Genomic DNA, 24763 nt, shown 5'->3' with positions numbered 1-24763 from the left:
CCTTGTTGCACCACTAATGCACAGGTGCTGCCATACTAAAGTTCAATTATCACTAACAGCCTTAGCGTGCTAAGGTATTGCGACATAAAAAGCGTTGAGGAACAGTGAGATGATTATTCTGGTAACCGGCGCCACTGCCGGATTTGGTGAGAGTATTACCCGTCGTTTCGTGCAACAGGGCCATAAAGTGATTGCCACTGGTCGCCGTCATGAACGTCTACAAGAGCTTAAAGAAGAACTGGGCGATAGCATCATTACGCTGCAACTTGATGTTCGCAATCGCGCGGCTATCGAACAAGCGATGGAGCAGTTGCCTGCCGAATGGCGCAATATCGATATTCTGGTTAACAATGCAGGTCTGGCGCTGGGCATGGAGCCTGCACATAAAGCCGACCCGGATGACTGGGAAACGATGATCGATACCAACAATAAAGGTTTGGTCTATATGACTCGCGCCGTGCTGCCTGGCATGGTTGAGCGTAATCGTGGTCATATCATCAATATTGGCTCTACCGCAGGTAGCTGGCCATATGCCGGTGGCAACGTCTATGGCGCGACTAAAGCGTTCGTACGCCAGTTCAGCCTGAACCTGCGAGCAGATCTACATAAAACCGCCATCCGTGTGACGGATATTGAGCCAGGTCTGGTGGGTGGTACTGAGTTTTCTAACGTGCGTTTTAAAGGCGATGACGGCAAGGTTGAAAAAACCTACGAAAATGCCAATGCGCTGACCGCAGAAGATGTCACTGAAGCTGTCTGGTGGGTTGCCACTCTACCGAAGCACGTCAACATCAACACGCTTGAGATGATGCCTGTTAGCCAGTCGTTTGCAGGACTGAGTGTTCACCGCGAAGGTTAATCACCTAGCCCATACCCACAACACGCTTCTGGGTATGGGCGATCGTACAAATAAATGTTAAATTTGCACGGCTCATCAACGATAAGAAAAAATTCATGTCACCGTCAAACTTGCTCAACCCCACACAACCTGTAAACCAACAAATCTACCGCATTTTGCGTCGTGATATTGTTCGTTGCTTAATACCGCCTGGAACGCCCCTTTCTGAAAAAGAAGTGTCGATACGTTTTGAAGTATCACGCCAACCGGTGCGAGAAGCATTTATTAAACTGGCTGAAACCGGGCTGGTACAAATTCGCCCGCAACGTGGCACTTACGTAAATAAGATTTCTGTAAACCAGGTAAAGAATGGTTGTTTCGTCCGTGAAGCAATTGAACGTGCCGTGGTGAAACGTGCAGCGAGTATGGCAACAGATGAACATCTGTATATGCTTGAGCAGTTATTAAACCAGCAACGAACCGCGATTGATCGCAATCAGATGGATGATTTTTTCCAGTTAGACGATGAGTTCCACCAGCAGTTAGCTCTGGTGGCCGATTGCAGCCTGGCGTGGGACACCGTCGAAAATATCAAAGCGACCATGGACCGTGTGCGTTATATGAGCCTTGATCACGTCACACCACCAGAAATGTTGCTTTCACAGCATCACGATATTTTTGAGGCGCTTAAACGCAAAGATGAAGAGAGTGTGGATCAGGCGATGCATCGCCATCTGCATGAGATTAGCCAGTCAATACTGTTGATTCGCAACGAAAAGCGCGACTGGTTTAGCGAAGAGTAATATCTCGCCCGTTTCCGGGCGAGTTTAGAACTTTATATTTAGAACTTAGCAACCGTCGCTTTCGCGCCGTTTTCACGCAGTGCCAGATAAGACTCAGTAACCTGGGCTACGAATTTTTCGTTAGCAGGTAAATCTTCACCAAAGATTGTTTTTAGCCCCAGCAGAGCTTTAACACGGGTTTCCCCTTCCTGGCTTGCGCTAACCGCTTGCTGGATTGCAGACAGCAGCGGGTCACTGACTTCGATTGTATTGCCCTGCTCGTCTACACCGCCAACGTAACGCATCCAACCTGCAACACCCAGTGCCAACAGATCAAATTTGCTGCCGTTTGCCAGATGCCAACGAATGGAGTCTAACCAGCGCTGTGGCAGTTTCTGGCTACCATCCATGGCGATTTGCCAGGTACGGTGGCGCAGTGCCGGGTTGGTATAACGAGCTATCAATGAATCGGCATATTTCGCCAGATCAACACCCTGCACTTTCAGCGTTGGCGCTTGTTCTTGCAGCATTAATGCGTGCGCAGTACGACGATAGTTCTCATCCAGCATGCATTCAGAAATGTGCTGATAACCCGCCAGGTAGCCGAGGTATGCCAGGAATGAGTGGCTGCCGTTCAACATGCGCAGTTTCATTTCTTCGTATGGCAGAACATCTTTAACCAGTTCCGCACCGGCTTTTTCCCACTCAGGACGACCAGCGACGAAGTTATCTTCGATGACCCACTGGCGGAATGGTTCGCATGCGATAGCCACAGGGTCAGCTACACCCGTCGCTTTTGCTACTTGCTCCAGTGTTTCTGCAGTCGCAGCCGGAACGATACGGTCAACCATGGTGGATGGGAATGTTACGTGAGTTTCAATCCACTCCGCCAGCTCTGGGTTAATTGCCTGAGCGTATGCGGTGATAACGTTACGGGTTACGTGGCCGTTTTCTGGCATGTTATCGCAGGACATCACGCTAAACGCAGGCAGACCTGCCGCTTTACGACGAGCCAGCGCTTCAACAATTACACCCGGCGCAGATTTCGGCTGCTGCGGATTGGCCAGGTCGTGTGCAATTAATGGATGATCCAGCAAGATAGTGCCGGTTGCCGGAGTATGGCAGTAGCCTTTTTCAGTCACGGTTAATGAGACAATCGCAACTTCAGGTTGAGTCATTGCGGTAAATACCGCTTCCAGGCCATCAACCTGAGCGTGAATGGCATCTTTCACCACACCTACAACGCGGCAATGCCATGCGTCGGCTGACATTTCAGCCACGCTATAAAGGTTGTCTTGCTGTTTCAAATCAGCAATTTGCTGTTCGCCACCAATCAGGTTGACTTCGCAGTAACCCCAATCGCTACCATGTTCATTTGCCAGGATATCGGCGTAAACCGCCTGATGAGCGCGATGGAATGCACCGAATCCAAGATGAACGATACGGGATACCAGTTTGCTACGGTCGTATTGTGGGAGAATAGCTTTTGCAGATAAGAGCTTGTTTTCCATTTTAAAACTCGCTGAGTAGTTAACTTGGGGACTGCCACAGACTACCTGACATGGTAGTCTGCATATTGATTTGCATTAAACTTTAGTGCTTTTGGTATGACATAACAATAAAGGTGTATAACAACTCACGCTTTGGTGTTTAAACATGCAATCCCTTTACCACGTGATTAACAGGTGCGGGTTCGGCAGCATCTTCCAACAAGCTCAAATCACGGTCTTTCACCTCCGGCATGAGTACTGCCGAAATCAATCCAATTACAGAATAAGAAATCATCATTACTACAATTGGCCACCAGGAATCAGTCATATTGACGAAGATCCCCGCCAGCACCGGGCCAAAGCCGACAGCCACCAGCCCCCCCGCCTCTTTAGATATGGCCATCCGCGTAAAGCGATTACGCGAACCGAACATTTCCGCCATGGTAATGTTTTCCAGAGCAAACAGCCCCAGAACCGCCACGTTATGAATAATAATGATCGAGGCCATAATCACATTCACGCTATTACTCTTGTCCATAATCATCGACAACATCGGATAGGCGAGAATAATCGACGAAATACTGACGATAATATAAGGAACACGGCGGCCTATTTTGTCGGACAGCCAGCCGAGGAATGGAATGGTAAAGAAGCCAATCACGGAGCTTATCATCAGGGCATCAGTTGGCACGCTTTTCTCAAACAGCAGTGTTTGCACGAGGTAACCGGCGAGGAAGGTTTGAATTAACCCAGAGTTACCCGCCTGACCAAAGCGCAAGCCTGTAGCCAACCAGAAGGATTTGCTGGTGAACATTGCTCCCAGAGAATGGGTATTATCAGTTGCTTGTTTAGCCGCAGACGCAGTTCCCGTTTCTTCGTTTACTTTTTCAAATACCGGGCTTTCTTTCAGATTCATTCGCAACCAAATAGCAAAAATCATCACCACTACACTTGCGAGGAATGGCACACGCCAGCCCCAGGCCAATAACTCTTCTTTCGACAGGAAGAAGAACATGATAGCCCAAATGGCGGTTGCCGATAATGTGCCGCAGTTGGTCCCCATGGCTACCAGTGACGAAATAATGCCGCGTTTACCTTTTGGCGCATATTCAGCGAGCATGGTTCCGGCACCGGATATTTCAGCACCTGCGCCCAGGCCCTGAATAATACGCAGTAGAACCAGTAATAACGGGGCGAAAATACCTATTTGAGCGTACGTCGGTAATACGCCAATTAATGTTGTGCAAATTCCCATCATGGTGATGGTAATAAACAACACTCTCTTACGGCCAATGGTGTCACCCATACGGCCAAAGAAAAAGGCACCGGCGATGCGCGCGATATAACCTGCGCCGTAAGTTCCCATCGCCAGAATCAGCGCCATGGCAGCGGATTGTTCAGGGAAAAAGATTTCATGGAAGACCAGTGCTGCCCCGAGGGAATATAACTGGAAATCCATAAATTCCAGCGCTGTTCCTAACCAACCAGAGACGGCGGCTTTAATCAAATCACTGGTGCTTCTTTCAGGTTGTGTATTATCAAGTTTAGTTATTGTATTCATTATTATGTTCTCTGCTATTTGTCGTTGTAGGTACAGCAAATATGCGGGTACAGATTTTAGGACTTAGAACTTCAATAAGACCTTGCAGCACTTCCTCTGGTCTTTCTCGAAGAGTTCCATGGCTTCAAGCACCTGCGTGTAGGCGAGCTGATGAGTGATGAGTTTCTCCGGCTGGATCTTCTTTTCAGTCATCCAGTTAATGACCATTGGGAAGCGGTTGCTGTTAAGGCGCGAACTATAAATAGTCAGCTCTTTGCTAGTTATGGCCTGCTGGCTAATGACACAAGGTTCGGATGAAAACCCCATAATTCCGATACGGGCAGCGGGTGATGCGAGGGTTATCGCTTCCGGTAAAATTGACGGATGACAGGCCGCATCAATGATCAATGTCGGGCGAATACCGAGCGCGTCCAATTCGTTTTTTAAATCACTTTTCGCGTTGTTAATCACCCAATCGGCACCGTTTGCTTTCGCCATGGAGAGGCGTTCGTCAATGCGGTCAGCAACAACTATTTCTTTCACGCCGTATACGCCGCGTAAAGCCTGTATAGAGGTCAGTCCCATCGGGCCTGCGCCGTAGATAAGCACCGTATCCAACGTGCAAGGTTTCATCTGCGAGCAAATATTTGCCGCAATGGTAAAGGGTTCAACCATGGTCGCTTCATTATCGGGAATGGAATCAGGCACGACGTGCGCGTTTTGAGCTGGCAGCGTGATGTATTCACTAAATCCGCCATCACGATGCACACCAATGACCTGAAGTTCAGCGCAGACATTGGGCCGCCCTACCGCACATGGATAACAATGACCGCAACTGACGACAGGATCACCGACTACACGTTCACCGATGCGTGTTTTTTCAATGCCTTCTCCGACCGCATCAATGTGGCCGAAAAACTCATGCCCAATCACACGGGGATATCTGGCAAAAGGATTATGGCCGCGATAAATGTGAACATCAGAGCCACAAATCCCGGCGCATGTAACACGTATTCTTACTTCTCCTGGTAACGGTTGTGGAATGGCACGTTCTTCAATCACCAGTTTTTCTGGTTGCTGTATGGTTACGCTTTTCATGTTTGTCTCTCCTGTTACCAATTCCACAATGTGCCATCTTCAAGGCGAGCGACCGGCAAATAAGCGGGTTCGTAGGGATATTTCGCTGCCAGTTTTTCATCGAACTCAATGCCAATACCTGGCTTATCGCCTGGGTGCATATAACCGTTATCGAACGTCCAGTTATGCGGGAATACCTCCAGCATTTGCTCGGAGTAACCCATATATTCTTGCACGCCAAAGTTAGGCACCCATAAATCAAAGTGCAGTGCAGCGGCCATGCAGACAGGTGAAAGGTCAGATGGCCCATGTGCACCGGTGCGCACCTGGTAGAGCGAAGCAAAATCAGCAATGCGGCGCATACCCGTAATGCCGCCGGCATGGGTAATTGTGGTGCGGATGTAATCAATAAGCTGCTCTTCAATAAGCTGCTTGCAGTCCCAGATGCTGTTAAATACTTCACCGACAGCAATTGGCGTGACGGTGTGCTGCCGAATCAGACGGAAACACTCCTGGTTTTCGGCTGGAGTTGGGTCTTCCATCCAGAACAGACGATGTTCTTCAATGCTTTTACCAAAGCGTGCGGCTTCAATTGGCGTCAGGCGGTGATGCATGTCGTGGAGTAAGTGTTCGTTGAAACCAAATTTGCTGCGTACGGCATCGAACAGCTTCGGCGTGAAGTCGAGATATTTTTCCGTTGACCATAACTGTTCTTCTGGCCAGTCGCCTTTGGTTGCCGGTTCGTAAGACAGCCCTTTGCCTTTTGCCATGCCGTAGGTGGTTTTCATGCCCGGAACGCCACACTGCACGCGTATTGCTTTGAAGCCCATTTCTTTATGGCGCGCGTAATCTTCCAGCACGTCATCGATAGAATGACCAGTGGTGTGGCAATAGACCATGACGCCTTCACGCGATGCCCCACCGAGCAATTGATATAACGGCATGCCAGCGGCTTTAGCTTTGATATCCCACAGCGCCACGTCGACTGCTGAAATCGCGGACATAGTTACTGGCCCACGGCGCCAGTAAGCGCCTTTATAGAAGAACTGCCAGATATCTTCGATACGGTGCGCATCACGGCCAATTAGCTGTGGGCATACGTGATCTTTTAGATACGATGCAACCGGTAGTTCACGGCCGTTTAAGGTGGCATCACCCAAGCCTGTTAACCCATTGTCCGTGGTGATTTTTAGCGTGACAAAGTTTCGCCCTGGGCAAGTGACAAATACTTCTGCTTTTACAATTTTCATTCAGGTTCCCTTACTACACGGTATTCAATGAGTGTGAAATTAACCCTTGAAATACTACCATACAAGTATGCCGATCGAATTTTGGCGGACTGAGTCACAATTATTTTGTGACTCTTGCAAGGAGTTACATCAGAGATGCGGGGGGAATTGAGTGATTTTTAGATAAAAAAGAGAAGACTAATCAGCCCCGGCGCCAACCAGCAACAATGATCAACATGCCGCAGAATGCGACTGCGGCACCAACCCAGTCATAAGTACTTAACTTGACGCCATCCACCCAACGTAACCACAGCAAAGCGGTCACAACGTACACCCCGCCGTATGCGGCATAAACGCGCCCACTGGCAGCTGGATGTAGGGTTAATAACCAGACAAATAACGCAAGGGAGAAGGCGGCGGGGATCAGCAATAGCGGGGAACCTTCGCGCTTTAACCACAGCCACGGTAAAAAGCAGCCGATGATTTCAGCAAGAGCAGTGGCAAAAAAAAGCACGGTTGTTTTGATCATATTGAACAATCTCTGGGATAATGAGGTCAATAATGGGTCGTCTGGTACGTACCCCACTCCATAATTTATTTACTTTAATAAGTCGGGCTTCACCCTAAAAGGAAACAGCAATGAACACAATCCTTCGCAAACGTCTCACCATGGCAACACTGCCGTTGGCGTTGCTGCTGAGTGCATTTGCGTTTGTTCAACCACTCCATGCTCAGACCAATAAGCTGATCATTGAATCTGGTGACAATGCGCAGACTCGCCAGGATGCGGCGATGGACAAAGAGCAATGGAATGACACACGCTCTCTGCGCCAAAAAGTGAACAAACGCGCCGAAAAAGAGTGGGACAAAACCGACACGGCTTTTGATGCCCGCGATAATTGCCAGAAAAGTGCTAACGTTAACGCTTACTGGGAACCTAACACCCTACGTTGCCTGGACCGCCGAACTGGTCGAACTGTCGCACCGTAATTTTGTACTGTTACCCAATAAGGCTTCTTAACAGGAGCCTTATTCACTTTGAAAGGAATTCAAATGAGCCACGATCTACAAATCAAGCTTCGCCCACTTGAGCGCGAAGATCTCCGCTTCGTCCATCAACTGGACAACAACGCAAGCGTGATGCGCTATTGGTTTGAAGAGCCTTATGAAGCGTTTGTCGAGCTGTCGGACCTTTATGACAAACATATTCACGATCAAAGTGAGCGTCGTTTTGTTATCGAGTGTAACGGCGAAAAAGCAGGCCTGGTCGAACTGGTTGAAATTAACCACATTCACCGCCGCGCTGAATTCCAGATAATTATTTCTCCTGACTATCAGGGCAAAGGCCTGGCATCGCGCGCCGCAAAACTTGCAATGGATTATGGGTTTATGGTGTTAAACCTGTACAAGCTCTATTTGATTGTCGATAAAGAAAATGAAAAAGCCGTGCATATATATAAGAAGCTGGGCTTTATGGTGGAAGGTGAATTAATCCATGAATTCTTTATCAATGGCGAATACCGCAACACAATTCGTATGTGTATTTTCCAGCATCAATATCTGGCGGAACACAAAAGTAGTGGCACTATTTTAAAACCGACTGCGCAGTAATCAATGTGGTGGATGTCGCTTACGCTAATCCACCCTACAAATCCCTGTTACGCCAGATTCAACGTAGCACGGTGTTTCGCAGATTCCATACCCAGCTCGATCATTTCCATGACTTGAATCGCCTGTGCCGCAGGAACCGGGTTCTCTCCATGACCGGTCAGTGCATCACGAATCCCCGCATAGTAAGCCGGATAATTACCCGGAACCGTTAGCAAGGTTTGCTCGGTCATCACCTCACCCTGCGCTAACGTTAATACGCCATCACGCATATCGTAGCCCCAATCCTCTTGCGGCAAACGTTCGCCAGATTTGAGGCGATCTTCCTGCGGATCCAAACCATATTTGATATAGCTGCCGCGCGTACCATGCACGATATAGCGAGCAGTTTCTGCCGCAGCCAGCAACGTGCCATGCAGTACAACACGACGCTGTGGATAGGCCAGCACAGCATGGAAGTAGTCTGTCGCTTGCGCGCCTGGACGCAACTGACCTAAATCCACCGTCAGACTAACCGGTAGCCCGAAAAGATTCAGCGCCTGGTCGATAAGATGTGGCCCTAAATCGTACCAAATCCCGCTCCCAACACCCGCCTGTTCACGCCAGCGGTTGCGCACCTGTGGGCGGTAGCGGTCAAAATGCGACTCAAAGTACGCGACCTCACCTAGCGTCCCATCAGCCAGTAACGTTTTCAGCGTTAAGAAATCGCTGTCCCAACGGCGGTTATGGAACACTGAGAGCAATAAGCCGCAGCTTTTAGCCAGCGCATCAAGCTCACGAGCTTGTGACAACGTCACGGTAAAGGGTTTATCGACAACGACATGTTTACCCGCTTCCAGCGCTGCTTTAGCCAGCGGGAAGTGCGTATCGTTTGGGGTAGGAATAACAATTAAATCGATATTTGGGTCATTGAACAGATGATGAGGATCAGAGACTACCGGTATATTTGGCCAGTCAGCATGAACTTTCGTGGCATCGCTGCTCGAGACACCGGCCAGAACCATACCCGGTGTGCCCACAATTAAGGGGGCATGAAACGTCTTGCTGGCGTAACCGTAACCGATTAATCCGACACGAATGTTATCACTCATTTTCTTTCCTCAAATTTTTGGACAACCTATTGGATACTATCCTGGGGATTGTAACAACAGGTAATTATATTGTTGCGTTCTGGTTGCGCATTCATCAGACAACCGTCTTGTAGCAAGCGCTCTTGGGCATCCGTTATGCCACTTACCTGCTCATGAAAACTCCTAAAAAATCAAACATGAGCATTAGGTTATATATATGAATAAGCATTTCCGTTTATTATTCACGCACACCCTACGCACAGCGTGCCCTGGTCATTTACTGCATGGATAACTACACCTCATGACTGCTCTCGATTATTTAATGAAGTTTCGTAAAATCAGCTCGCCTGAAAGCCTTGAAAAACTCTTCGACCATCTTAATTACACTCTTACTGATGATACTGACCTGATGAATATGTATCGCGCGGCCGATCATCGTCGTGCTGAATTAGTTTCTGGTGGGCGGCTGTTTGATTTAGGTTGTGTCCCAAAATCCGTCTGGCGATATGTTGTCTAGTGCCGCGACGGTAGCAAAGTGTTGAAAAAACCTTATAATCCCCCCGCCTTATGAATCGCATAAGGAAAGTCTTATTATTTTCGGGAGGAAACATGGCGACTACCCAAGTCCCTACGCAGGCACCACGTATTGCAGGCTGGCTCCTGGCCCCTCTCGCATGGCTATTAATGACCTTACTCAGCAGCAGTATTGCTCTGGCCATTTATCTTATGATGCTTATCTCCCCAGAAAGCCATCGACTTATGAGCGCACAAGGCCCCAAAATGGTCGTGCTCTGGTACACCTCTATCGCCTGTGCGATTGCCATGTGGGGTTATACCGTGTGGTTGACTATTGCCTTCTTCAAACGCCGTAAGAATGTGGTACGTCATTATATTCTTTGGTTATTGCTGTCTGTGTTGTTGGCGATTAAAACCTTCGCGTTTTCCCCAGTGAGTGACGATCTGGCATTACGTCAGCTGATGTTCCCTCTGTTGGCTGCAGCCTTGCTGGTTCCTTACCTCAAGCGCTCGAAACGTGTGAAGCAAACATTTATTAAGCCTTAACTACGCTGTAATAACCCTATAAACGCCCAGTTGTCGTCATCTTGCGGTTAGACGATAATAGGCGGCTTTTTTTTGTTTCAGGTCTCATTCATGACAGATTATCTGCTGCTCTTTGTTGGTACGGTTCTGGTCAATAACTTCGTATTAGTGAAGTTTCTTGGCCTGTGTCCGTTTATGGGCGTTTCCAAAAAACTGGAGACGGCTATTGGCATGGGGCTGGCGACCACTTTTGTACTGACTCTGGCGTCAATTTGCGCATGGCTGGTCAACGAGTTGATCCTTATTCCTCTTGATTTGGTCTATCTGCGCACCCTGGCGTTTATTCTGGTGATTGCAGTCGTCGTGCAATTTACCGAAATGGTGGTGCGTAAAACCAGCCCGGCGCTCTATCGCCTGTTGGGTATCTTTTTGCCGCTAATCACCACTAACTGCGCGGTACTTGGTGTTGCGTTGCTAAATATCAATCTCGGTCATAACTTCCTGCAATCGGCACTCTACGGTTTTTCAGCAGCGGTAGGTTTCTCACTGGTAATGGTGCTGTTTGCTGCGATTCGCGAACGCCTTGCGGTAGCCGATGTTCCTGCACCTTTTCGCGGTAATGCCATCGCGCTTATCACCGCAGGCTTAATGTCTTTGGCGTTTATGGGCTTTAGCGGGTTGGTGAAGTTCTGATGAGTACGATTTGGATTGCAGTGGTTGCTCTAGGCCTGTTAGGTCTGATATTCGGGCTTATCCTGGGTTATGCCTCGCGCCGCTTTCAGGTCCAGGAAGACCCAATCGTTGATAAAATCGATGAATTGCTGCCACAAAGCCAGTGCGGGCAATGCGGCTACCCGGGTTGCCGTCCTTATGCGGAAGCTGTCGGCAATCAAGGTTCGAAGATCAATCTGTGCGCCCCGGGCGGTGAAGCCGTGATGCTAAAGATCGCCACGTTGCTTAACGTCGAGCCGCAGCCGATTGAAGGCGATACAATAGCCCAGGAGCCTGTGCGCATGTTGGCGGTTATCGACGAACCCAACTGCATTGGCTGCACAAAATGTATTCAGGCCTGCCCGGTAGATGCCATTGTTGGCGCGACCCGCGCAATGCATACCGTTATTAGTGACCTTTGCACCGGATGCAATTTATGTGTCGACCCATGTCCTACGCGCTGTATTGAGCTGCGACCGGTCGAAACCACCACAGAAAGCTGGAAGTGGGATCTGCAAACAATCCCGGTTCGTATCATTCCGGTGGAGCAACATGCTTAAGTTATTTACCCGTTTTAAAAAAGATAAAATCTGGGATTTCGATGGTGGCATTCACCCACCAGAAATGAAAACTCAGTCCAACGGCACGCCACTGCGCCAGGTTCCTTTACCGCAAAAACTGGTTATTCCTTTGAAGCAGCATATTGGTGCTGAAGGCGAACTGTGCGTAAAACCTGGCGATTATGTGTTAAGAGGGCAACCTTTGACTCGTGGGCGTGGCCGTATGTTACCTGTTCACGTACCGACATCCGGAACCGTAACTGCTATTACCCCCCACTCCACTGCCCATCCTTCTGCGCTGGCTGAGTTGAGCGTAATTATTGAAGCCGATGGTGAAGATAAGTGGATTGAGCGTGATGGCTGGCAGGACTACACCTCCCGCAGTCGCGATGAGTTGATTACCCGCATTCACCAGTTTGGTGTTGCAGGCTTAGGTGGCGCAGGTTTCCCAACCGGCAACAAATTACAAGGCGGTGGCGATAAAATCGACACGCTGATTATCAATGCTGCCGAGTGCGAACCGTACATCACTGCTGATGACCGCCTGATGCAGGATTGCGCTGCGCAAATCATTGATGGTGTGCGAATTCTTGCGCATATTCTGCAACCCCAGCGCGTGTTAATCGGTATTGAAGATAATAAACCGCAAGCGATTTCTATGCTGCGTGCCGTGCTTTGCAATACACAGGGTATTGAACTGCGGGTGATCCCAACCAAATACCCGTCCGGTGGTGCCAAGCAGCTGACGCAAATTCTGACGGGTAAGCAGGTTCCACAAGGTGGTCGTTCTTCCGATATCGGTGTACTGATGCAAAACGTCGGTACTGCGTTTGCCGTAAAGCGCGCCATTATAGACGGCGAGCCATTAACCGAGCGCGTGGTGACGTTAACTGGCGGCGCAGTTCAACAGCCTGGTAATGTCTGGGCACGTTTAGGTACGCCAGTTCGCCATTTGTTGGATTTTGCCGGGTTCCGCCCAGGACACGACCAACAGGTGATTATGGGCGGGCCGTTAATGGGCTTCAGCCTACCGTGGCTCGATGTTCCGGTCGTCAAAATTACTAACTGCTTGCTAGCCCCTTCCGCCAGTGAAATGGGCGAGCAACAAGAAGAACAGAGCTGTATCCGTTGTAGCGCGTGTGCTGATTCCTGCCCTGCTGATTTATTACCCCAGCAGCTTTACTGGTTCAGCCGGGGGCAGCAGCACGATAAAGCCCAGGCCCATAATCTTAAAGACTGCATTGAATGCGGCGCTTGTGCCTACGTCTGCCCCAGCAATATTCCGCTAGTGCAGTATTTCCGCCAGGAAAAAGCGGAGATCCGCGAAATTGAGCTGGAAGCCAAACGTACAGCTGAAGCAAAAGTTCGCTTTGAAGCTCGTCAGGCTCGTCTTGAGCGCGAAAAGGCTGCTCGTCTTGAACGCCATAAGCAGGCTGCTGTTCAACCGACAGCGAAAGATAATGATGCCATTCAGGCGGCCCTTGCCCGAGTGAAAAATAAAAAAGCTCAGGGTAGTGAGCCAATTGTTATTAAGCCGGGTAGCCAGCCTGATAACCAGCAAGTGATTGCGACGCGTGAAGCGCGCAAAGCTCAAGCTCGGGCACGTCAGGCTGAAAAAGAAGCGCAAGGCAGCGCGACTGAGACTACCAGCCCGGACCCTCGCAAAGCAGCCGTTGAAGCAGCTATTGCCCGCGCCAAAGCCCGCAAAGCAGTGCAAGCTCAAGTATCGGCTGCAGATGCTGAAGCGGCTGAAGTCGAAACCATCGACCCTCGCAAAGCAGCCGTTGAAGCCGCTATTGCCCGTGCCAAAGCCCGTAAAGCAGTGCAAGCTCAAGTATCGACTGCAGATGCTGAAGCGGCTGAAGTCGAAACCATCGACCCACGCAAAGCGGCGGTTGAAGCAGCTATTGCCCGAGCCAAAGCCCGTAAAGCGGCCCAGGCTGAACAACAATCTGTAGAAACACCTGCCGAAGAACAAGATCCGCGCAAAGCCGCAGTGGCCGCCGCGATTGCCCGTGTTCAGGCACGTAAAGCTGCGCTTCAAATGGCATCAGAGGAATAGATGGTTTTCAAGATAGCAAGCTCCCCTTATACCCATAACCAGCGCAGCACCTCACAGATTATGCTGCTGGTGACCTGGGCCACGTTGCCTGGAATGGCAATGCTTTGGTATTGGTTCGGCTGGGGTAGCCTGGTGCAAATAGCATTAGGCATTCTGACCGCAGTTGCTGCAGAACTGTTGGTACTTAAACTTCGCAAACAACCACTGAGAATCCTCGGTGACAATTCTGCCGCATTAACCGGCCTGCTATTAGGGATGAGCATTCCACCTTTTGCTCCGTGGTGGATGGTGGTACTTGGAACCGTTTTTGCGGTTATTATCGCAAAACAATTGTATGGCGGACTTGGTCACAACCCATTTAACCCGGCAATGGTCGGGTATGTCGTACTGCTGATTGCCTTCCCGGTACAAATGACATCCTGGTTACCGCCACACACACTGGCCGCTACGGTTCCCGGCTTTGCTGATTCGCTGCACGTTATTTTCTCCGGCTCCACTCTGGCTGGTGACACTATGACGCAATTGCGCATGGGTATTGATGGGATAAGTCAGGCAACACCACTGGATACCTTTAAAACAGGCTTACGCGCCGGGCATTCCGCCAACGATCTGTTACAAGAGCCAATTTATAACGGTGTCCTGGCTGGTATCGGCTGGCAATGGGTTAACCTCGCTTTCCTGGCGGGCGGCCTGTTTATGCTCCTCAAAGGTGCCATTCGTTGGCATATTCCGGTTAGTTTCCTGCTCACACTTGCCGTGTGTTCCACGCTCGGCTGGATGTTTGCTCCGGAAAAATGTGCATCTCCGCTGATTCACCTGTTCTCGGGTGCCACTATGCTCGGCGCATTTTTCATTCTCACCGACCCGGTAACGGCATCGACCACCAATCGTGGGCGCCTGATTTTCGGTGCATTGGCCGGATTACTGGTCTGGCTGATTCGTACATTTGGTGGTTATCCGGATGGTATTGCTTTCGCCGTTTTGCTGGCAAACATCACTGTTCCGTTGATCGATTATTACACCCGCCCACGTGCTTACGGGCATCGCTAAGGAGCCGTGATGCTAAAAACGATGCAAAAACATGGCGTTACTTTGGCTCTGTTTGCGATATTGGCAACCGGACTAACTGCGGTCGTCAATGCCTTAACGAAAGACACTATCGAACAGCAAGCTGTTGCACAGCAGAAGCTATTGTTTGATCAGGTGATTTCGACCGATATCTATGACAACAATATTCAGGCCAGTTGTGTCGTCGTCAATGATTCACCGTTAGGTAAAGGCGAACGCCATATTTTTGTGGCGCGTAAAAGTGAACAACCGGTTGCGGTTGTCATGGAAGCCACCGCCCCTGATGGCTATTCTGGCGCCATTCAATTGCTGGTCGCGGCGGATTTTAACGGCAAAGTGTTGGGTTCTCGAGTCACTGAACATCATGAAACACCCGGCCTTGGCGATAAAATCGAAACACGTCTGAGTGACTGGATCACGCATTTTGCCGGTAAGACAATTCAAGGCAATGATGATTCAAGCTGGGCGGTAAAAAAGGATGGCGGTCAGTTTGATCAGTTTACCGGCGCGACCATTACCCCTCGTGCAGTTGTCAATGCGGTAAAACGAGCGGGATTATTCGCCAAAACACTGCCATCGCAAGTTGATAATCCTCCAGCCTGTGGAGCTCAACCATGAGCGAAGTAAAAGATATTGTCGTTCAGGGATTATGGAAAAATAACTCGACTCTGGTGCAGTTATTAGGCCTTTGCCCACTGTTGGCGGTCACCTCTACTGCCACCAACGCCCTTGGGCTGGGACTTGCGACTACGCTGGTGTTGGTATTGACCAACAGTGCCGTATCCGCCCTACGTCGTTGGGTCCCGACAGAAATTCGTATTCCAATTTATGTCATGATCATCGCCTCGGTAGTCAGTACCGTTCAGATGCTGATCAATGCCTACGCTTACGGTCTGTATCAATCGTTGGGGATTTTCATTCCATTGATTGTTACCAACTGCATCGTTATTGGTCGAGCCGAGGCGTTTGCTGCAAAAAGTAGTGTGCCGCTCGCCGCTTTGGATGGTTTAGCTATTGGCATGGGTGCCACCAGCGCAATGTTTGTTTTAGGCTCGTTGCGTGAAATCATTGGCAATGGGACCTTGTTCGACGGTGCCGATGCGCTGCTGGGTAGTTGGGCAAAAGTCCTGCGCATTGAGGTTTTCCACACTGATACCCCTTTCCTGCTGGCAATGTTGCCACCTGGCGCATTTATCGGCCTGGGTTTAATGCTGGCAGTTAAGTATCTTATTGATGAAAAAATGAAAACGCGCCGCGCAGCGCAAGCTGCTGCAATGGAAGGTAATCCAGAGAAAGCGTTATGAATAAGAGCAAACGGTTAGAGATCCTCACGCGCCTGCGTGACAACAACCCTCACCCTACCACTGAGTTACAATTCAATTCTCCATTCGAATTGCTGATAGCTGTGTTGCTTTCAGCTCAGGCGACGGATGTCAGCGTCAATAAGGCAACAGCGAAGCTCTACCCTGTAGCTAATACTCCGCAGGCTATGTTGGATCTGGGTGTTGATGGTATTAAGTCATACATCAGAACCATCGGTCTCTTTAACAGCAAGGCTGAGAACGTCATCAAGACATGCCGGATGTTGATTGAGCTGCATAACGGTGAAGTACCCGAAGACAGGGCTGCACTCGAAGCCTTGCCGGGGGTTGGTCGCAAAACAGCGAACGTGGTGCTTAACACTGCCTTTGGATGGCCCACTATCGCCGTAGATACTCATATCTTCCGTGTATGTAACCGCACCAACTTTGCTCCGGGCAAGAACGTTGAGCAGGTCGAGGAAAAACTACTGAAAGTTGTTCCGGCAGAATTTAAAGTCGATTGCCATCACTGGCTCATTTTGCACGGCCGTTATACCTGTATAGCTCGCAAGCCGCGCTGTGGCTCGTGCATCATTGAAGATCTGTGTGAATTCAAAGAGAAAGTCGATATCTAATCCCCCTCCCACCTGCTGCGTAAGTGGCAGGTTAGGTTCATGTTCATTCCCACATCGCTGTCTGACTCATCTAATCTATTGTTTTATTCTACGAATCATTACCGTTTCGGTTTAATCATGTGGTGAATAATCACCCCAACAGGTTAATCGTTTTTTTACGATAAGAATTTTCCATAACTATGTGACACAGATCACACTGATAACACAGTGTTAAATTTAGGTCATCAAAATGAAACAAATAACCTCGCATTCATCAGTGATTAGCTAACTTAAGCAGTACAATAGGCTGCACAAATCTTTACACCCCGCCCATATCACTACACATTAAGCCATAAAGCAGAATATATAACTAAAATGAATTTTTTTTAGCATTACCAAAGAGAATAAATCGGTAAAGCCCATTTTGATAAAATTTAACGCTGAATAACAATTTGCTTTTTGGAGCTTTATTCCGCGAGAGATATATGTAACAGAGTATTACAAAGCCCTTGCCTGAAGCCGCAGGATAGTGAACATTACCCGCCGTTTCCCCCTTTCTTATAACTAAAAAAGCGAATGCCGCTGGCATGACGCTTAGAAAACTCCTGTTAAATTGGGATGTAAAAAAAGAGGTATATGTGTCGACTGCAAACAAGAAACCAGCAGAAAGCATTAGTCTGAATGCTTTCAAACAACCTAAATCGTTCTATCTGATTTTCTCTATCGAATTGTGGGAGCGTTTTGGCTACTACGGTCTGCAAGGTATTATGGCCGTTTACTTGGTCAAAATGCTGGGTATGTCCGAAGCTGACTCCATCACCCTGTTCTCTTCCTTTAGCGCACTGGTCTACGGAATGGTCGCTATCGGTGGTTGGTTAGGCGATAAAGTCCTCGGCACCAAGCGCGTCATTGTGCTCGGTACTATCGTACTGGCTATCGGTTACGCGCTGGTCGCTTACTCCGGTCACGATGTGGCTGTGGTGTATATGGGTATGGCGACTATCGCTGTGGGTAACGGTCTGTTTAAGGCTAACCCATCCTCCCTGCTTTCTACTTGCTACGATAAAGATGACCCGCGTTTGGACGGTGCATTCACTATGTACTACATGTCCATCAACATCGGTTCATTCTTCTCTATGCTTGCCACTCCATGGCTTGCAGCGAAGTATGGCTGGAGCGTTGCGTTCTCCCTGAGCTTCGTGGGTATGCTGATCACTCTCGTGAACTTCATGTTCTGTAAGAAGTGGGTCAAAAACCACGGTTCTAAACCTGACTTCCAGCCGGTGAATTTTGGCAAGCTGGGCGCCACTATTGTGGGTGTTCTGGTACTGATTACTGCGGCAACCTGGCTGCTGCACAACCAGGGCATCGCACGTATGGTTCTGGGCGTAGTCGCTCTGGGCATCGTGATTATCTTTGCTAAAGAAGCTTTCGCAATGCAGGGTGCTGCTCGTCGTAAGATGATTGTTGCATTCATTCTGATGGTTGAAGCGATTGTGTTCTTCGTGCTGTATAGCCAAATGCCAACCTCTCTGAACTTCTTTGCGATTCGTAACGTTGAACACTCCATTCTGGGTGTGATGTTCGAACCTGAGCAGTTCCAGGCACTGAACCCATTCTGGATTATGATTGGTAGCCCGATTCTGGCTGCTATCTACAACAAAATGGGCGACCGCATGCCGATGCCGCACAAATTTGCGTTCGGTATGATCCTGTGCTCTCTGGCCTTCCTGGTGCTGCCACTGGGTGCGAAATTCGCATCTGATGCCGGTATCGTGTCTGTAAGCTGGTTGATTCTGAGCTATGCACTGCAGAGTATTGGTGAGCTGATGATTTCCGGTCTGGGTCTGGCAATGGTTGCACAACTGGTTCCACAGCGCCTGATGGGCTTCATCATGGGTAGCTGGTTCCTGACTACTGCTGGTGCTGCAATCATTGCAGGTAAAGTTGCGAACCTGATGGCTGTTCCAGAAAACGTAACCGATCCACTGCAATCACTGGCTGTATATGGTCACGTGTTCATGCAGATTGGTATTGCTACCGCTGTTATCGCGGTTCTGATGATGCTCACTGCGCCTAAGTTGAACCGTATGGCACAGCAGGTTGACGAAAAAGCTGAGACCTCTAAGGAAACAGCTACCGCGTAATGTAGCGGGGAACATGTTATTTTCAGCCGTTAGCTTTTATCGCTAACGGCTTTTTTTTTGCCCATATGCGCACTAACATAGGGTATCTTAGCGCCCCATAGGAGTTCAGTAATGAAACTGTATTATAAAGCTGGTGCCTGTTCCCTCTCCCCACATATTATCCTGCGCGAAACCGGTGTTGATTTCTCCCTGGTGAAAGTCGATTTAGCGGCAAAGAAAACCGAAGCTGGTGATGATTACCTTGAAATTAATGCCAAGGGTCAAGTCCCGGCACTGCTGCTAGACGATGGTTCACTGCTGACAGAAGGCGTAGCAATTGTGCAATACCTGGCAGATAAAGTGCCTGACCGCCAGTTACTTGCCCCTTCAGGTAGCATGACGCGCTACCACACGCTGGAATGGTTGAACTACATCGCTACCGAACTGCATAAAGGTTTCTCCCCGCTGTTCAATCCGGCAACGCCTGACGAGTTTAAAACCATTACTCGTGCAGCGCTTGAGAAGAAATTCAAGTACGTCAACGAAGAGCTGAATGACAAGCAGTGGCTGATGGGTCTGCGTTTTAGCGTGGCGGATGCGTATCTGTTTACCGTGTTGCGTTGGGCGGGGGCGGTTAAACTCAATCTGGAGGGGCTTAGCAATATCGACGCGTTTATGGAACGTATGAAAGCGCGCCCGGCTGTTGCGGCGGCTCTAACGGCTGAAGGGATTTAACGAGTCCATAATTGAAAACGCCCTCTGTTGAGGGCGTTTGTGTTTTAAAGCTTCACAGCTGTGAAATAATGCTCTGGTTTCGCAATGCCTTCTTGGGCCGCAACCAGTTGCAGTTCGTACTCTTCCATTTTCTTCGTCACGACCATAATGTCGTAAACCGCAGCAGTAACATGCTCCAGAGCCTCACGAAGCGTTGCACCTTGCAACAATTTCACCAACAGCAGACCACTGGTCACATCGCCAACGCCGACGGGCTGACGATCGCCAAAATCCACCAGCGGACGGTGAATATGCCAGGCTTCGTCTGCAGTCACTAACAACATCTCAAAGCGATCCTGCTGATATGCCGCACGAGCAAGGTGTTTCACCAGCACGATTTCCGGGCCTTTCGCGATGAGTTCTCTCGCAGTCGAAACCGCTTCGTCAACGGAGTTAACCGCATGACCGCTCAGGATCTCAAGCTCGATCAGGTTTGGAGCAATAATATCACTGGCTGGTAATGCGTAGCGCGTATGGAACTCGGCAACACCTGGGGCGACGATGCAGCCTTTTTCAGGATGGCCCATTACCGGATCGCAGAAATACTTCGCCTGCGGATTGGCCTCTTTCGTTTTACGAACAATAGAAAGAATATGTTCGCCCTGCTCAGCAGAGCCAAGGTAACCACTCAACACCGCATCGCAACGTTTAAGCTGCCCGATGTCCGCAATTCCTTGCACAATGTCGCTTAGGTGGCTGGCAGGCATCACGCTGCCCGTCCATTTTCCGTATTGGGTATGGTTGGAGAACTGGACAGTGTTCAGTGACCATACATTGGCGCCCAGACGGCGCATCGGGAATTCGGCGGCACTATTGCCTGCGTGACCGAAAACCACATGGGACTGGATGGCAAGGATGTTTTTCATTTTTCTACTCGGATGGAACGATATTGGTTCTGGTTGTGTGTAAACAAATCGGACAAAAATAAAGGGCGTGGTTTCCCACGCCCTTCTGGTCTTTCTTAATTACTTCCAGCAAACGAGGCAGTAATTTTTCTTACCCCGGCGCAGCAAGGTGTAGCGATTGAACAGAATATCGCTATCAGCAAAAGTATATTCAGGGTCAGACTGCTTCTCACCGTTGATGGTGATAGCATTTTGCGCGATGGTTTTACGCGCCTGGCCACGAGATGGTTGCAGTTCGGAATCAACCAGAGCTTGCTGCAAATCTGCACCACGTTCCATTTCAACCATCGGTACACCATCCTGAGCCAGTTGCTCAAGGTCGGCTTCAGTCAAATCGCTCAGGTTGCCGTTAAACAGGCTGGCGGTAATACGTTTAGCCGCTTCAAGACCTTCTTCGCCGTGAACCAGGCGAGTCACCTGCTCTGCCAGTACGTACTGTGCACGTGGTGCTGTGCCGCTATTTTTATCTTCTTCTTCCAGCGCGTCGATCTCTTCGAGGCTCATGAATGTGAAGAATTTCAGGAAGCGATATACATCAGAGTCAGCGGTGTTGATCCAGAACTGGTAGAACTTGTACGGGCTGGTTTTCTTCGGATCAAGCCATACTGCGCCGCCTTCGGTTTTACCGAATTTGGTGCCATCTGATTTAGTAATCAACGGCACAGTCAAACCAAACGCTTGTTGCTGATGCAGACGGCGAGTTAAGTCGATACCGGAGGTGATGTTACCCCACTGATCGGAACCGCCAATTTGCAGCACTACGTCATGCAGTTTGTTCAGGCATGCAAAGTCATAACCTTGAAGAAGGTTGTAGGAAAACTCGGTAAAAGAGATACCCACATCGTCACGGTTCAGACGCTGCTTCACGGCTTCTTTGTTAATCATCTGGTTAACAGAGAAGTGTTTACCGATATCACGCAGGAAGGTCAGCACGCTCATGCCGCCAAACCAGTCGTAGTTATTCGCAGCAACAGCTGAGTTTTCGCCACAATCGAAATCGAGGAACGGTGCAACCTGGCGGCGAATTTTTTCCACCCACTCTTGCACGGTATCTTCAGTGTTGAGTTTACGCTCAACCGCTTTAAAACTTGGGTCGCCAATCAGACCTGTCGCACCACCCACCAGCGCAACCGGTTTGTGACCAGCTTCCTGGAAGCGTTTCAGGCACAGCAGTGGAACCAGATGGCCCAAATGCAAGCTGTCAGCGGTAGGATCGAAGCCGCAATACAGCGCAATTGGCCCTTGCGCCAGTCGCTGTGCTAACGCTTCTTCATCCGTTACCTGGGCGACTAAGCCCCGCTCTTGCAATTGTTTTATCAAATTGATGCCTGCCATCAAATTCTCCATCTATATACGACTGCACCTTTACCGGTACACGGTTTTTCGCCTGGTGGCGAAAGGAGTTAATTTCTTAGGGGACATATAATAGAGAGCTGGCACGTGGAGTACCAGCGCTTAAGACAACAAATTCCCGATGCTACGGAGCCAGACGGTCTATTTTCCAGGCTTCGCCTTCGCGTTGGTATAAAAAACGATCGTGCAGGCGATGTTCACCACCCTGCCAGAATTCCATTTGGTCAATTGTTACACGATATCCGCCCCAGAAACTCGGTAGTGGAACTTCGCCCTGCTGGAATTTTTGTTTCAGCTCGAGGAATTTACTTTCCAGAATACCGCGCGCGGAAATACGGCTGGATTGTTTTGAAACCCAGGCGCCAATCTGGCTATCGCGCGGGCGACTGTGGAAATATTTCATCACTTCAAGAGTCGATAAACGCTCCGCTGTGCCTTGTACCATCACCTGGCGGTCCAGCATATGCCACGGGAAATGCAGGCTGATGCGCGGATTAGTTTCCAGATGATGTGCTTTGCGGGAGCCGAGGTTGGTGTAAAACACCAAACCCCGGTCATCGAAATGTTTGAGCAACACAATGCGCTGATACGGCTGGCCGCTTTCATCAACGGTTGCCACGACCATCGCGGTAGGGTCGGCAAGTTTTGCATCACATGCCTGAGCTAACCATCGCTCAAACAAAGGCAGAGGTTGTTCGGTAAGATCATTGCGGCGCAAACCACCTTTGGTGTATTCACGGCGCAAATGCGCAATTTGTTGCAAAGAGTCGTTATCAGACATGGCTTTACGTCAGGCAATTGTCAGGTGGAGCTATTGTGCGCTCCACCCTCAAAAATCTCTACTCAAAATAATTCAGGTTGCAGGCAGGCGGCAAACGAACGAGGTCCCAGGAGCTTACTTGAGTAAGTGACTGGGGTGAGTAAGCGCAGCCAACGCCCCTGCAACTTGAAGTATGAAGAGTATCAATGTTTCGGATTTTGAAGCTGGCAATTATCCAGCACGACAGTGTCTTTGCGGTACACCGTTGCGGTATCACCTTTCGACCAGAATACGTACACACCATCGGTATAGCGCGTACCTGATGCGGACAAACCTTGTGTCAGCGACAAATATTCGTTGTCATAAACAAAGTTCACCATCTGCTTTTGGTTATTTAATTTAACGGTAAGCGGTTTTTCATCACACTGATATTGCAGAGTATCCGTCTGCATCTTCTCAACAAAGGTGTTGTAGTAGCTACATCCTGAAAGCATGAAGGGAATGGCGGCAATAAGTAGTTTTTTCATCTGCATGTCCTGAAGTTCTTTTTTTTATAGCGGGGGATAGTACCGTCCCCCATTACCTTCAGTTTAGAGATTTAGTGCGGTAGTGAATTTCAGTTAACTCTGATTATGCTCATCATAATTCAAGTTACCTTTTTATTGGCGACCTTCTAATTAGGATAAGTACAGCGGGTTAGCAGGGAAAATTGCACCAATCACGCTTGCTGCAGACGCCCCGGTAACCGAAGGCAAGTTTCCAGGCAGACCTGACATAGTACGATAAGCAAGCCAGGCGAATGCCAGCGCCTCCATATCGTCACCGCTAATTCCGGCCTCATCAGTCGTCGTGACTTCGATACCCGGCAGCAACCCGCTCAAACGAGCCATCAACAATGGATTACGGCTTCCGCCACCACATACCATCAGCCGCTCACAACCGCCGCTCAGCAATACTTGCTCTGAAATAGTGACGGCAGTCAGCTCCGTGAGCGTTGCCTGGATATCTTCACCAGCAAGCCCTGGGAATGCAGCTAACTGGCGCTCAAGCCATCCATAATTGAAATACTCACGGCCAGTGCTCTTTGGCGCAGGCATGGCAAAGTATGGGTCGCTAAGCATCTGCTGCAATAATGGGAGAATGACTTTGCCGCTACTCGCCCATTGAGCGTCTTTATCATACGCTTTGCCGCGCTGGCGCCAGATCCACGCATCAATAAGCATGTTTCCTGGGCCGGTATCAAACCCTCGAACTGGCTGTTCAGGGATAAGCAGAGAGAGATTAGCGATCCCGCCAATATTTAGCACCATGCGATGCTCCGAGGGATGCGCCAGCAAAGCATGATGGAATGCAGGCACCAGAGGAGCGCCCTGCCCACCCAAAGCCATATCCCGACGGCGGAAATCACCAACCACTGTTACGCCTGTTCGCGCAACGATTTGATTGTTATCCCCTATTTGCATGGTATGCGCCGCTTCACCTTGTGGCTCGTGCCAGACGGTTTGCCCGTGGCAGCCAATTGCGGTGATATCTGTATAGGTAAGGCCCTGGTTGTTCATCAATGTCTGAACAGCTTCAGCAAATAATTTACCAAGGCGATTATCAAGTTGGCCGAGCTGAGAAAGGGTTAATGGCTGCCCCTGGCAAATCGCCAGAATGGCATTTTTTATCTCTAAAGGAATGGGATGGCTGTAACTTGCCTGTTGTGCAACAAGATGTTCATCAATCGCGGCCAGAACGACATCAATCCCGTCCAGGCTGGTGCCTGACATCACACCGATATAACGCCCTGATTTCATCTGTTACTCCTTTCGACTTGCCAAATTGGGGATAAACTCAACCATAAACTAGCAT

Annotated in this window: 26 protein-coding genes; 15 read left to right on the top strand and 11 right to left on the bottom strand. The window is 49.4% G+C overall.

Annotation, left to right across the window (positions count from 1 at the left end; all coding sequences use genetic code 11):
* Nucleotides 1-109 precede the first annotated feature (109 nt).
* Together ydfG and GC128_RS20765 are read left to right on the top strand one after the other, a co-directional pair.
* On the top strand, nt 110-859 hold the full coding sequence (gene ydfG, locus GC128_RS20770) for a bifunctional NADP-dependent 3-hydroxy acid dehydrogenase/3-hydroxypropionate dehydrogenase YdfG (RefSeq protein WP_064511729.1): 750 nt from the start codon (nt 110-112) through the stop codon (nt 857-859).
* Nucleotides 860-954: 95 nt separating this feature from the next.
* A complete protein-coding gene (locus GC128_RS20765) occupies nt 955-1641 on the top strand; it encodes a GntR family transcriptional regulator (protein WP_151995886.1) in 687 nt (228 codons plus the stop codon).
* 38 nt (nt 1642-1679) lie between these two features.
* On the opposite strand, the gene GC128_RS20760 is transcribed toward GC128_RS20765, so the two are convergent.
* The 5 genes from GC128_RS20760 to GC128_RS20740 form a co-directional block, all read right to left on the bottom strand.
* Nucleotides 1680-3131 carry a mannitol dehydrogenase family protein gene (locus GC128_RS20760; protein ID WP_151995885.1) on the bottom strand — a complete coding sequence of 484 codons (1452 nt, stop codon included), beginning with the start codon at nt 3129-3131 and terminating at the stop codon, nt 1680-1682.
* Nucleotides 3132-3270: 139 nt separating this feature from the next.
* On the bottom strand, nt 3271-4671 hold the full coding sequence (locus tag GC128_RS20755; RefSeq protein WP_151995884.1) for an MFS transporter: 1401 nt from the start codon (nt 4669-4671) through the stop codon (nt 3271-3273).
* 63 nt (nt 4672-4734) lie between these two features.
* Nucleotides 4735-5748, bottom strand: coding sequence for a Zn-dependent oxidoreductase (locus tag GC128_RS20750; protein ID WP_151995883.1), 1014 nt, complete (start codon nt 5746-5748; stop codon nt 4735-4737).
* A 14-nt stretch (nt 5749-5762) separates the two neighbouring features.
* The gene (gene manD / locus GC128_RS20745) at nt 5763-6977 is read right to left on the bottom strand and encodes a D-mannonate dehydratase ManD (protein ID WP_151995882.1); all 1215 of its coding nucleotides are present in this window, start codon (nt 6975-6977) and stop codon (nt 5763-5765) included.
* 181 nt (nt 6978-7158) lie between these two features.
* The gene (locus GC128_RS20740; protein ID WP_151995881.1) at nt 7159-7485 is read right to left on the bottom strand and encodes a YnfA family protein; all 327 of its coding nucleotides are present in this window, start codon (nt 7483-7485) and stop codon (nt 7159-7161) included.
* 110 nt (nt 7486-7595) lie between these two features.
* On the opposite strand from GC128_RS20740, the gene GC128_RS20735 reads away from it, so the two are divergent.
* A complete protein-coding gene (locus GC128_RS20735; RefSeq protein ID WP_134182297.1) occupies nt 7596-7946 on the top strand; it encodes a DUF1283 family protein in 351 nt (116 codons plus the stop codon).
* Between the two features lie 63 nt (nt 7947-8009).
* Nucleotides 8010-8567, top strand: coding sequence for a spermidine N1-acetyltransferase (speG, locus tag GC128_RS20730; RefSeq protein WP_151995880.1), 558 nt, complete (start codon nt 8010-8012; stop codon nt 8565-8567).
* Between the two features lie 47 nt (nt 8568-8614).
* Here the strand turns inward: speG and GC128_RS20725 are convergent, their stop codons facing one another.
* Nucleotides 8615-9655 (bottom strand): oxidoreductase, encoded by a 1041-nt coding sequence (locus GC128_RS20725; RefSeq protein WP_151995879.1) that lies wholly within the window; start codon nt 9653-9655, stop codon nt 8615-8617.
* A 280-nt stretch (nt 9656-9935) separates the two neighbouring features.
* Here GC128_RS20725 and ydgT point away from each other — a divergent pair, with 280 nt between their 5' ends.
* The 11 genes from ydgT (at nt 9936) to gstA (ending at nt 19852) form a co-directional block, all read left to right on the top strand.
* Complete coding sequence (gene ydgT / locus GC128_RS20720; RefSeq protein WP_134182293.1) at nt 9936-10151, top strand: transcription modulator YdgT; 216 nt, start codon at nt 9936-9938, stop codon at nt 10149-10151.
* A 92-nt stretch (nt 10152-10243) separates the two neighbouring features.
* Nucleotides 10244-10696 (top strand): DUF2569 domain-containing protein, encoded by a 453-nt coding sequence (locus tag GC128_RS20715; protein WP_151995878.1) that lies wholly within the window; start codon nt 10244-10246, stop codon nt 10694-10696.
* Between the two features lie 90 nt (nt 10697-10786).
* On the top strand, nt 10787-11368 hold the full coding sequence (gene rsxA, locus GC128_RS20710; RefSeq protein ID WP_034455395.1) for an electron transport complex subunit RsxA: 582 nt from the start codon (nt 10787-10789) through the stop codon (nt 11366-11368).
* The gene (rsxB, locus tag GC128_RS20705; protein WP_151995877.1) at nt 11368-11946 is read left to right on the top strand and encodes an electron transport complex subunit RsxB; all 579 of its coding nucleotides are present in this window, start codon (nt 11368-11370) and stop codon (nt 11944-11946) included. Before rsxA ends, rsxB begins: the two co-directional genes overlap by 1 nt.
* Nucleotides 11939-14008 carry an electron transport complex subunit RsxC gene (rsxC, locus tag GC128_RS20700; protein WP_151995876.1) on the top strand — a complete coding sequence of 690 codons (2070 nt, stop codon included), beginning with the start codon at nt 11939-11941 and terminating at the stop codon, nt 14006-14008. The genes rsxB and rsxC overlap by 8 nt, the downstream gene beginning before the upstream one ends.
* Entirely contained in the window at nt 14009-15058 is a 1050-nt protein-coding gene (gene rsxD / locus GC128_RS20695) for an electron transport complex subunit RsxD (protein ID WP_151995875.1), read from the top strand.
* A 9-nt stretch (nt 15059-15067) separates the two neighbouring features.
* Nucleotides 15068-15694 carry an electron transport complex subunit RsxG gene (rsxG, locus tag GC128_RS20690; protein WP_151995874.1) on the top strand — a complete coding sequence of 209 codons (627 nt, stop codon included), beginning with the start codon at nt 15068-15070 and terminating at the stop codon, nt 15692-15694.
* Nucleotides 15691-16380, top strand: a complete 690-nt coding sequence (locus GC128_RS20685; protein WP_151995873.1) for an electron transport complex subunit E — start codon at nt 15691-15693, stop codon at nt 16378-16380. Before rsxG ends, GC128_RS20685 begins: the two co-directional genes overlap by 4 nt.
* Nucleotides 16377-17012, top strand: coding sequence for an endonuclease III (gene nth / locus GC128_RS20680; RefSeq protein WP_151995872.1), 636 nt, complete (start codon nt 16377-16379; stop codon nt 17010-17012). Before GC128_RS20685 ends, nth begins: the two co-directional genes overlap by 4 nt.
* Nucleotides 17013-17629: 617 nt before the next feature.
* Nucleotides 17630-19138 (top strand): dipeptide/tripeptide permease DtpA, encoded by a 1509-nt coding sequence (gene dtpA, locus GC128_RS20670; protein ID WP_151995870.1) that lies wholly within the window; start codon nt 17630-17632, stop codon nt 19136-19138.
* 111 nt (nt 19139-19249) lie between these two features.
* Nucleotides 19250-19852 carry a glutathione transferase GstA gene (gene gstA, locus GC128_RS20665; protein ID WP_151995869.1) on the top strand — a complete coding sequence of 201 codons (603 nt, stop codon included), beginning with the start codon at nt 19250-19252 and terminating at the stop codon, nt 19850-19852.
* Between the two features lie 44 nt (nt 19853-19896).
* On the opposite strand, the gene pdxY is transcribed toward gstA, so the two are convergent.
* From pdxY to anmK, 5 genes are all read right to left on the bottom strand, one after another.
* Nucleotides 19897-20757, bottom strand: a complete 861-nt coding sequence (gene pdxY / locus GC128_RS20660; protein ID WP_151995868.1) for a pyridoxal kinase PdxY — start codon at nt 20755-20757, stop codon at nt 19897-19899.
* A gap of 99 nt (nt 20758-20856) precedes the next feature.
* Entirely contained in the window at nt 20857-22131 is a 1275-nt protein-coding gene (tyrS, locus tag GC128_RS20655) for a tyrosine--tRNA ligase (protein WP_151995867.1), read from the bottom strand.
* Between the two features lie 142 nt (nt 22132-22273).
* Entirely contained in the window at nt 22274-22930 is a 657-nt protein-coding gene (pdxH, locus tag GC128_RS20650) for a pyridoxamine 5'-phosphate oxidase (protein ID WP_151995866.1), read from the bottom strand.
* A 182-nt stretch (nt 22931-23112) separates the two neighbouring features.
* Complete coding sequence (mliC, locus tag GC128_RS20645; RefSeq protein WP_151995865.1) at nt 23113-23436, bottom strand: C-type lysozyme inhibitor; 324 nt, start codon at nt 23434-23436, stop codon at nt 23113-23115.
* A gap of 150 nt (nt 23437-23586) precedes the next feature.
* Nucleotides 23587-24708: an anhydro-N-acetylmuramic acid kinase gene (gene anmK / locus GC128_RS20640; protein WP_151995864.1), complete on the bottom strand. Its 1122-nt coding sequence runs from the start codon at nt 24706-24708 to the stop codon at nt 23587-23589.
* Between the last annotated feature and the right edge of the window lie 55 nt (nt 24709-24763).

Source organism: Buttiauxella massiliensis (assembly GCF_902500225.1).
Lineage (GTDB): Bacteria > Pseudomonadota > Gammaproteobacteria > Enterobacterales > Enterobacteriaceae > Buttiauxella > Buttiauxella massiliensis.
Note: the sequence above shows the minus strand (reverse complement) of the source record. Positions and strands in the feature narration are given on the sequence as shown.